At 70.8% G+C, this 8,827-nt stretch carries 10 protein-coding genes and 1 pseudogene; 8 read left to right on the top strand and 3 right to left on the bottom strand.

Annotation, left to right across the window (positions count from 1 at the left end; genetic code table 11):
- The first annotated feature begins 236 nt into the window (after positions 1–236).
- From ACBY01_RS16895 to ACBY01_RS16910, 4 genes are all read left to right on the top strand, one after another.
- Positions 237–413, top strand: coding sequence for a hypothetical protein (locus ACBY01_RS16895; protein ID WP_416462158.1), 177 nt, complete (start codon positions 237–239; stop codon positions 411–413).
- Between the two features lie 31 nt (positions 414–444).
- Positions 445–768, top strand: a complete 324-nt coding sequence (locus tag ACBY01_RS16900; RefSeq protein WP_416462159.1) for a phosphoribosyl-ATP diphosphatase — start codon at positions 445–447, stop codon at positions 766–768.
- A gap of 15 nt (positions 769–783) precedes the next feature.
- Positions 784–1,161: a histidine triad nucleotide-binding protein gene (locus ACBY01_RS16905; RefSeq protein ID WP_416462160.1), complete on the top strand. Its 378-nt coding sequence runs from the start codon at positions 784–786 to the stop codon at positions 1,159–1,161.
- Positions 1,162–1,291: 130 nt separating this feature from the next.
- Positions 1,292–2,845, top strand: a complete 1,554-nt coding sequence (locus ACBY01_RS16910) for an amino acid permease (RefSeq protein ID WP_416462161.1) — start codon at positions 1,292–1,294, stop codon at positions 2,843–2,845.
- A 203-nt stretch (positions 2,846–3,048) separates the two neighbouring features.
- Here ACBY01_RS16910 and ACBY01_RS16915 read toward each other — a convergent pair whose 3' ends face one another.
- Positions 3,049–4,047, bottom strand: coding sequence for an adenosine kinase (locus ACBY01_RS16915; RefSeq protein ID WP_416462162.1), 999 nt, complete (start codon positions 4,045–4,047; stop codon positions 3,049–3,051).
- A gap of 107 nt (positions 4,048–4,154) precedes the next feature.
- Here ACBY01_RS16915 and ACBY01_RS16920 point away from each other — a divergent pair, with 107 nt between their 5' ends.
- Entirely contained in the window at positions 4,155–4,838 is a 684-nt protein-coding gene (locus ACBY01_RS16920) for an EI24 domain-containing protein (RefSeq protein WP_416462163.1), read from the top strand.
- Entirely contained in the window at positions 4,835–5,212 is a 378-nt protein-coding gene (locus ACBY01_RS16925; protein WP_416462164.1) for a hypothetical protein, read from the top strand. Before ACBY01_RS16920 ends, ACBY01_RS16925 begins: the two co-directional genes overlap by 4 nt.
- A gap of 107 nt (positions 5,213–5,319) precedes the next feature.
- Here ACBY01_RS16925 and queG read toward each other — a convergent pair whose 3' ends face one another.
- Complete coding sequence (gene queG, locus ACBY01_RS16930) at positions 5,320–6,441, bottom strand: tRNA epoxyqueuosine(34) reductase QueG (RefSeq protein ID WP_416462165.1); 1,122 nt, start codon at positions 6,439–6,441, stop codon at positions 5,320–5,322.
- A gap of 72 nt (positions 6,442–6,513) precedes the next feature.
- On the opposite strand from queG, the gene ACBY01_RS16935 reads away from it, so the two are divergent.
- Both ACBY01_RS16935 and ACBY01_RS16940 read left to right on the top strand, forming a co-directional pair.
- The gene (locus ACBY01_RS16935) at positions 6,514–7,455 is read left to right on the top strand and encodes an ABC transporter ATP-binding protein (RefSeq protein WP_416462166.1); all 942 of its coding nucleotides are present in this window, start codon (positions 6,514–6,516) and stop codon (positions 7,453–7,455) included.
- A complete protein-coding gene (locus ACBY01_RS16940; protein WP_416462167.1) occupies positions 7,452–8,678 on the top strand; it encodes an ABC transporter permease in 1,227 nt (408 codons plus the stop codon). Before ACBY01_RS16935 ends, ACBY01_RS16940 begins: the two co-directional genes overlap by 4 nt.
- A gap of 41 nt (positions 8,679–8,719) precedes the next feature.
- Here the strand turns inward: ACBY01_RS16940 and ACBY01_RS17215 are convergent.
- Positions 8,720–8,827, bottom strand: a pseudogene (locus ACBY01_RS17215) (IS30 family transposase); the annotation flags it as partial.

An 8,827-nucleotide genomic window follows, 5' to 3' on the forward strand; every position in this document is an offset into this window, starting at 1 on the left:
GCAATCGCACACCGTTCCGCATACGAGAGCTGTCGGTACCTGGTTCCCATCGCAACACCTCAACCTGGTGTTGCACTTCGTTTGTGAACTCGGGGGATCCATTCCCGCTCCGCCCAAGGGTCGCGAGCGGAGCGTGTCTGGATGCTGACCTTCGTCAGCATGACGGGAGGAAAGGTGCGATAGGAAGAACGCGGGGACACTTCAGCTTCGCCGCGTCCTCGCCTACCATAGCACCCATGCGCCTCCTCGCCCTCCTGCTGCTGCCCGCGCCCGCCCTCGCCGCGCATTCCGGCGTCGTGGCCACGAGTACCGGCTTCGCTATCTCGGATGTCGCGCTGTTCCTGGTCGCGGTCGCTGGTCTCTGGCTTGCGCGTCGCGCGCTGCGTGCCCGCCGCAAGCCGCCGCGGGATTGACTTGGGCGCAGGCGCCGGGAAAGCGGGGGCGATGGCCGACCCCGACACGCTCGACCGCCTGCAGGCGGTAATCCGCTCCCGCTTCGGCGGCGATCCCGCCACCTCCTATGTCGCCAAGCTCCACGGCCGCGGCCGCGCCAAGATCGCGCAGAAGCTGGGCGAGGAAGCGGTCGAGACGGTGATCGCCGCGGTCGCCGACGACCGCGCGGAGCTGGTTTCCGAATCCGCCGACCTGCTGTTCCACCTGCTGGTGCTGCTCGCCGACGCCGGCGTGTCGCTCGACGAGGTTCGCGCCGAGCTCGACCGGCGCGAGGGGCTGTCGGGGATCGCCGAAAAGGCCGCACGCCCCCGCTGATTTGAGGACTCGTCCATGCCGATCGACGCCACGCTTCCCTACGACGACAGCAATCTCTTCGCGCGGATCCTGCGCGGCGAGATCCCGGCCAAGCGCGTCTACGAGGACGAGTTCGCCCTCGCCTTTCACGACATCGCGCCCCAGGCCGCGACCCACATCCTGGTGATCCCCAAGGGCTCCTACGTGTCGTGGGACGATTTCAGCGCCCACGCGCCGGAGGCGGAGATCGCCGGCTTCGTCCGCGCCGTCGGCCATGTCGCGCGCGACCAGGGGCTGGTAGCGCCGGGCTATCGCCTGCTCGCCAACATCGGCGCCGATGCGGGCCAGGAGGTGCCGCACCTCCACGTTCATCTGTTCGGCGGGCATGCGCTCGGGCCGATGCTGGCACGCTGAGCCAGGTCCCGGGTTGCGGCACGACGGGAGGCGCGGTGCGCGATAGGGGATTGCGCGCCTCCGATTTGCCTTTACGCTTTCTCTTTTTACCGCATCCGCGGCGAAATCGACCGGTTCAGGGGAAAACCGCATGATCTTCGGGCGCGTCAAGCCACTCGACGCCATTCTAGCGACTGCCGAAAAGAAGTCGCTCCACCGCTCGCTGGGCGCGCTGCAGCTGACGCTGCTGGGCGTCGGCGCGATCATCGGCACGGGTATCTTCGTGCTGACCGCAGAGGCCGCACAGAAGGCGGGCCCCGGCATGATGATCTCGTTCGTCATCGCCGGCGCCGTCTGCGCCGTCGCGGCGCTGTGCTATTCCGAGCTTGCCTCGATGGTGCCGGTCTCCGGCTCCGCCTACACCTACACCTATGCGGTCATGGGCGAGCTGCTCGCCTGGATGGTCGGCTGGGCGCTGATCCTCGAATATGCGGTGGCGGCCTCGGCCGTGTCGGTCGGCTGGTCCGGCTATTTCGTCGGCCAGCTGGGGGGCTGGTTCGGCGTCACCCTGCCGCAATGGATGATCGCCGGCCCCTACGCGGGCGGGATCATCAACCTGCCCGCGGTGGTGATCGCGCTGCTGATCACCGCGCTGCTGATCGTCGGCACGAGCGAGAGCGCCAAGGTCAACGCGGTGCTGGTCGCGATCAAGGTGACGGCGCTCACCGCCTTCATCATCCTGTCGGTCCCCGTCATGCAGATGGAGAATTTCGACAACTTCCTGCCGCAGGGCTGGGGCGACGGATCGGGCGCCGGCGTGATCGGCGCCGCCGCGTCGATCTTCTTCGCCTATGTGGGTTTCGACGCAGTCTCGACCGCGGCGGAAGAGACCAAGAACCCGCAGCGCAACGTACCGATCGGCTTGATCGGCAGCCTCGCGATCTGCACCATCTTCTACATGCTCGTCGCCGCCGGCGCGATCGGGTCGCCGCTGGGCGCGCAGCCGGTCACCACCGCCGACGGAGTCTGGCTGGCGCCGGGCTCGACCGAGCTCGCCGCCCGCTGCGCCGCGATCAGCACCGCCGCCGCCGAGCCGCTGTCCTGCTCGAAGGAAGCGCTGGCCCATGTGCTGCGCGAGATCGGCTACCTCAACGTCGGCAACCTGATCGGCCTCGCCGCCTTCCTGGCGCTGCCCTCGGTCATCCTGGTGATGATCTATGGCCAGACGCGCATGTTCTTCGTGATGGCGCGCGACGGGCTGCTGCCGGAGAAGCTGTCGTCGATCCATCCCAAGTGGAAGACGCCGCACATCATCACCGGCATCACCGGCCTGGGCGTGACCTTCGCGGCCGCCTTCCTGCCGGTCGGCAAGCTCGCCGACATCGCCAACGCCGGCACGCTGTTCGCCTTCTTCATGGTGGCGATCGCGGTGATGCGGCTGCGCAAGACCGAGCCGACCCGCCTCCGTCCGTTCCGCGCACCGCTGCTCTACGTGGTCGCGCCGCTGACGATGATCGGCACGGTCGTGCTCTACTGGTTCCTGCCGCCCGACGCGAAGCTGGTGCTGCCGGTGTGGGGCGCGGTCGGCCTGGTGATCTATTTCGCCTACGGCTTCCGCAAGAGCCACCTGGGCCGCGGCCTCATCGAGGTGCCAGAGCCCACCGCCTACGACGACGTCGACCCGCCGGTGCCCGGCACGCACTGAGGCCAGACAGAAAGGGCCGGAGGATCGCTCCTCCGGCCCTTTTCTTTTGCGGGTTCGTCATCCCTACGAAGCGTCCGTCATCCTGACGGAAGTCAGGATCCATTGCCGCTACGCCGGAAGCCTCGAACGGAGCGCGAATGGATGCTGACGTTCGTCAGCATGACGAGTAGCGTTTCGAGGGCGCCCTACGGACGCCCCCACCCTCACCCCAGCTTGTCGGCGATCAGCTTCTTCAGATCGACGTTCGGACGCGCGCCATAGTGGGAGATGATCTCCGCCGCGCAGATCGCGCCCATGCGCAGCGAGTCCGCGACGCTGCGGCCCTGTGCCTGGCCGTGGAGGAAGCCGGCGGCGAACAGGTCGCCCGCGCCGGTCGTGTCGACCACCGCCGCGACCGGCTCGGCCGGCACCGCCACGCGCTCGCCGTCGACCACCGCGATCGCACCATTCTCGCTGCGGGTCACGACCAGCGTCGGCACCTGCGGCGCGACCTTGGCGACCGCCGCGTCGAAATCCTCGACCTCGGCGAGCGCGAGCAGTTCGTTCTCGTTGGCGAACAGGATGTCGATCATCCCGTCGGCCAGCAGCGTGCGGAAGTCGCCGCCGTGGCGCGAGATGCAGAACACGTCCGACAGGGTGAAGGCGACCTTGCGCCCCGCCCCACGCGCGACCTCGATCGCGGCGCGCATCGCCTGGCGCGGCTCCTCCGGGTCCCACAGATAGCCCTCGAGATAGAGGATCGCGGCGTCGGCGATCAGCTGCCGGTCGAGCGCGGCCTCGGGCAGGAACTGCGAGGCGCCCAGGAAGGTGTTCATCGTGCGCTGGCCGTCCGGCGTCACGAAGATCAGGCAGCGTGCGGTGGTGGGATCGCCCGCCCGCGCCGCGGTGTCGAAGCGGATGCCGACCGCGCGGACGTCGTGCGCGAACACGGTGCCCAGCTGATCGTCGGCGACCTGGCCGATGAAGCCGCATTTCCCGCCAAGCGCGGCGATGCCGGCGACGGTGTTCGCCGCCGAACCGCCCGAAACCTCGCGACCCGGGCCCATCTTCGCATAGAGCGCGTCGGCATCGGCGGGCGAGAAGACGAGCTGCATCGACCCCTTGGTCATGCCCTCTGCCTCCAGGAACGCGTCGTCGGCCTGGGCGAGAATATCGACGATGGCGTTGCCGATCGCGACGACGTCGTAGGTGGGGTCGGTCAAGTGAGTCTCCCGTGCGAAAACCGCAAAACGCCGTTGCGGTAGAGAGCCCCGTGCCCCCGTGCAACCGCGTTGACGCGGCGCCGCGCTGCCCCCATGCCGGGGCGTCCATGATCCGCGCCTTCCTCCTCTCGCTCGGCCAGCTCGGCGACCGCCGCATCCTCGGCGTGCTCGCCAAGTCGCTGGCGGTGACGCTGCTGCTGTTCGTCGCGCTGGCGGCGGCGCTCGCGCTCGGGGCGCGCGCGCTGGTGCGCGACGGCTTCCACTGGGGCGGCGGCGTCGGCGATCTCGCGGCGGCGGCGGCGGTGATCGCCACCGTCGGGCTGGGCTGGCTGCTGTTCCGGGCCGTCGCGATCGCGGTCACCGGCATCTTCGCCGACGAGGTCGTCGCCGCGGTCGAGGCGCGCCACTATCCCGCCGCGCTCGCCGGCGCCCGGCCGGTGCCGTTCGCGCGCGGGGTGGCGATGGGGATCGGATCGGCCGGCCGCGTCGTCGCGGTGAACCTGATGCTCGCGCCGGTCTATCTGCTGCTGCTCGCGACCGGCGTCGGCACTGCGATCGCCTTCTTCCTGGTCAACGGCTGGCTGCTCGGCCGCGATCTGGGAGACATGGTCGCGGCGCGCCACCTGCCGGCCGACGCGATGCGCGACTGGCGCCGCACCACCGGCGGCGGGCGGATGCTGCTCGGGCTCGCCGGCACCGCGCTGCTGCTGGTGCCGCTGGTCAATCTGATCGCCCCCGTGCTCGGCGCGGCGATGGCGACTCACTGGTTTCACGAAAGGCGGGGCGGATGAGACTCTGGGCAGGATTGTTGGTGGCGGGCGCGGCGCTCGGCGGCTGCACGGCGGTGCCCAACCCCGGCGCCGGGCGCGTGCCGCCGCCGCCGGTCACCGCGAGCTACAGCGCGGTCGGGCTGGAGCGCATCCTCGGCCAGCCGGCGAACGCCCTCACCCACCTGTTCGGCAAGCCCGACGCCGACCTCACCGAAGGCGCCGGTCGCAAGATGCAGTTCGGCTCCGACATCTGCGTGCTCGACGCCTATCTCTACGCGCCCAAGGGCGGCGGCACGCCGGTGGTGACCTATGTCGATTCGCGCCAGCGCAACGGTGCCCCGATCGACCGCGCCAGCTGCGTCGCCGCGCTCGTCCGTCGCGAGGGCGGGCGATAGCCGCCCTTATCGTACCCCGGCGGAGGCCGGGGCCCAGTTGCGATGCCGTTCGAGTTTTTCGGCGACCTTCCCAACTGGGCCCCGGCCTCCGCCGGGGCACGTATTCCTCAAGCTACCTCCCACTCCGCCCGCACGTCCGCGTCGCACTCTGCCGCCAGCCGTGCGTCCCGCTCCTGCGCGAACCGCTCGCGATCGAGCCGCCCCAGCGCCCAGGCCGCGGCGCCGCGCACCGCCGGCGCGGGATCGTCGAGCAGCCGCGCGACCGGCACCGCCAGCGCCGCATCGCCGCTGTTGCCCGCCGCGATCAGCGCGTTGCGGACCATCCGGTCGCGGCCGATGCGCTTGATCGGCGACCCGGCGAACACCTGGCGGAAGCTCGGATCGTCGAGCGCGATCAGCTCCGCCAACCGCGGCGCCGCCAGCTCCGCGCGCGGCACGAACGCCTTGTTGGCCGCCGCGCTCGCGGCGAACTTGTTCCACGGGCACACCGCCAGGCAGTCGTCACAGCCGTAGATGCGGTTGCCGATTCCCTCCCGCAGCGCCGCGGGGATCGGCCCGGCGTGCTCGATGGTGAGGTAGCTCACGCAGCGCCGCGCATCGAGCTGGTAGGGCGCCGGGAACGCGTCGGTCGGGCACGCCTGCTGGCACGCGTCGCACGACCCGCAGCCGCCCGTCGGGCCGCCGTCGGGCGCCAGCTCGAGCGTGGTGTAGATCGCCCCCAGGAACAGCCAGCTGCCGTGCGCGCGGCTGACCAGATTGGTGTGCTTGCCCTGCCAGCCAAGCCCCGCCGCTTCCGACAGCGGCTTTTCCATCACCGGCGCGGTGTCGACGAACACTTTGAGGTCGCAGCCCGCCTCCTGCGCCAGCCAGCGGCCGAGCGCCTTCAGCGCCTTCTTGACCACGTCGTGATAGTCGGCACCCTGCGCATAGACGGAGATCCGCCCGCGGTCGCCGACCTCGGCCAGCGCCAGCGGATCGGCGGCGGGCGCATAGCTCATCCCCAGCGCGATCACCGAGCGCACCTCCGGCCACAGCCCGGCCGGCGAGCCGCGGTGATGCGCGCGCTCCTCCATCCAGATCATCGTGCCGTGGCGCCCGTCGTCGAGCCATTCGCGCAGCCGTGCCGCCGTCCGCGGCGCCGCATCGGCACGCGCGAACCCGCAGGCGACGAAGCCGAGCTCGGCCGCCTTCTGCTTGATGCGGCTTTCCAAGGACTTGTGCTGGTCCACGGCGCCCCGCTACCACGATGGCGAAGAACACAGCACCCCTTGCGTGAACCGGCGGGGGCGACAGGGGGTTGGATGGACACGATCGTTGGTGCCGACCGCTTCGCGCTGACCGCGAGCGGGCTGGTCAAGCGCTTCGGCGGGCGGCGCGTGGTCGACGGCGTCGACCTGCAGGTGCCGACCGGCGCGGTCTATGGCGTGCTCGGTCCCAACGGCGCGGGCAAGACCACGACGCTGCGCATGCTGCTGGGGATCATCGAGCCCGATGCCGGCGAGCGGTCGCTGCTCGGCTGCACCGCGCCGCGTGACGCCTCCGACCGCGTCGGCTACCTGCCCGAGGAACGCGGCCTCTATCCGAACATGAAGGCGCGCGAGGCGATCGCCTTCCTCGGCGCGCTGCGCGGGCTCGACTGGGCGACCGGCCGCAAGCGCGCCGCGGTGATGATGGAGCGCGCAGGGCTGGGCGATTCGGTCGACAGCAAGATCCGCAAGCTGTCGAAGGGCATGGCGCAGTTCGTGCAGCTGCTCGGATCGGTGGTGCACGAGCCCGAGTTCCTCGTGCTCGACGAGCCCTTCTCCGGGCTCGATCCCGTCAACCAGGAACGGCTGGAGGGGCTGGTGATCGCCGAGCGCGACCGCGGCGCCACCATCCTCTTTTCCACCCACGTCATGGCCCATGCCGAGCGGCTGTGCGACCGGCTGGCGATCATCGCCGGGGGCAAGCGGCGGTTCGAGGGGACGGTGGCGGAGGCGCGCGGCACGCTGCCGATGCGCGCCCACTATGTCCCCCACCACCCCGCCGACGCCATCGCCGCGCTGCTGCCGGAGGGGGCGCAGCGCGACCGCGACGGCGGCGGCTGGACCTTCCCCGTCCCGCCCGAGGGGGTCGAAGAGACGCTCGGCCGCCTGATCGCCGCCGGCCACGGCATCGCCGGGCTGTCGATCGAGCGCCCCGGGCTGCACGACGCGTTCGTGCGCATCGTCGGCAACGCCGCAGCCGAAGGAACGCCCGCATGAGCAATTTCCGCCGCATGCTGCGCCAGACGCTGACGATCGCGCGGCGCGACTTCATCGCGACGGTGCTGACGCCGACCTTCCTGATCTTCCTGCTCGCGCCGATGCTGTTCGCCAGTTTCGGTGCGCTCGGCAGCCTGGGCGCCCGCGCCGTCGGCGAAGGCGGCGGGGCGCGCGAGCGGCTCTACGCCATCGCCGAGCCGGCCGCGGCCGCACGCTTCCGCGCCGCCGACGACTCCGCGCGCGACTTCCTCTCCCCCCAGGCCATGCCCCCCGCGCTGGAGGTGGTGCAGCCCGAGGGCGACCCCGCCGCGCAGGCCCGCCGCCTGCTCGCGCAGCAGGAGCGCGACGTGCCCGCGGTGCTCTACGGCTCGCCGGAGCGCCCCTCGATCCTCCACGCCAGCAGCGTCTCGCGCAGCTCGAATTATCTGGCGATGCTTGCCGAGCAGGTCGCGCGCGACGGGCGCGCCGGCATCACCGCGCCGCTCAGCCAGCCGCGCTTCGAGCAGGTGACGCGCGCCAGCGGCACCATCGGCGGCAAGAACGCCGCCGCCGGCTTCGCGGTGATCGCGCTGTTCGCGGTGACGCTGATCCTCGCCAGCCAGGCGGTCGGGACGATGGCGGAGGAACGCTCGAACAAGGTGATCGAGGTGCTCGCCGCCGCGGTGCCGCTGGAGGCGGTGTTCCTGGGCAAGCTGATCGGCATGTTCGGCGTGGCGATCCTGTTCGTGCTGTTCTGGGGCACGGTGATCGGCAACGTCGGCGCGGTGCTGCCGGGCGGGGCCGGTCCCCTCTCCGGGATCGCGCCGGCGGTGGGCCTGCCGGCCTTCGCGCTGCTGTTCGCGGTGTATTTCGCCGCGGCCTTCCTGCTGCTGGGCGCGGTGTTCCTCGGCATCGGCGCCCAGGCGTCGACCCCGCGCGAGATCCAGATGCTGTCGCTGCCGCTCACCCTGTTCCAGATGGGCATGTTCGCGCTGTCGCTCACCGCGGCGGGCAAGCCCGGCAGCTGGATCGCCACCTTCGCCCAGGTGTTTCCGTTCAGCTCGCCCTTCGCGATGGCGGCGCGTGCCGCCAACCGGCCGGAGCTTTGGCCGCACCTGCTCGCGATCGGCTGGCAGGCGCTGTGGGTGGCGCTGACGATCACGATCGGCGCGCGGCTGTTCCGCCGCGGCGTGCTCCAGTCGGCCGGTCCCAAGTTCCGCTGGGCGTCGCTGGTCGGCCGCTGACCCTATCCCGGCTCAAAGGGAGAACGTCATCCTGACGAAAGTCAGGATGTGGATTCACATTCGAAGTGCAACAGTTGGAATGCCTCGGCGGGGGTACGGAAGCCGAGGCACTTTCTGGGGGTGTTGTTGTAGGCGCGCGCGACCCGTTC

It is taken from the genome of Sphingomonas mangrovi (assembly GCF_047975845.1).
In the GTDB taxonomy this organism is placed as follows: Bacteria; Pseudomonadota; Alphaproteobacteria; order Sphingomonadales; family Sphingomonadaceae; genus Sphingomonas.

Excerpts from the sequence above, each read along its gene's own strand:
- ACBY01_RS16895 (WP_416462158.1), top strand. The coding sequence starts at position 237 with ATGCGCCTCCTCGCCCTCCTGCTGCTGCCCGCGCCCGCCCTCGCCGCG.
- ACBY01_RS16925 (WP_416462164.1), top strand. The coding sequence starts at position 4,835 with ATGAGACTCTGGGCAGGATTGTTGGTGGCGGGCGCGGCGCTCGGCGGC.
- ACBY01_RS16935 (WP_416462166.1), top strand. The coding sequence starts at position 6,514 with ATGGACACGATCGTTGGTGCCGACCGCTTCGCGCTGACCGCGAGCGGG.
- ACBY01_RS16905 (WP_416462160.1), top strand. The coding sequence starts at position 784 with ATGCCGATCGACGCCACGCTTCCCTACGACGACAGCAATCTCTTCGCG.
- ACBY01_RS16920 (WP_416462163.1), top strand. The coding sequence starts at position 4,155 with ATGATCCGCGCCTTCCTCCTCTCGCTCGGCCAGCTCGGCGACCGCCGC.
- ACBY01_RS16910 (WP_416462161.1), top strand. The coding sequence starts at position 1,292 with ATGATCTTCGGGCGCGTCAAGCCACTCGACGCCATTCTAGCGACTGCC.
- ACBY01_RS16900 (WP_416462159.1), top strand. The coding sequence starts at position 445 with ATGGCCGACCCCGACACGCTCGACCGCCTGCAGGCGGTAATCCGCTCC.
- ACBY01_RS16940 (WP_416462167.1), top strand. The coding sequence starts at position 7,452 with ATGAGCAATTTCCGCCGCATGCTGCGCCAGACGCTGACGATCGCGCGG.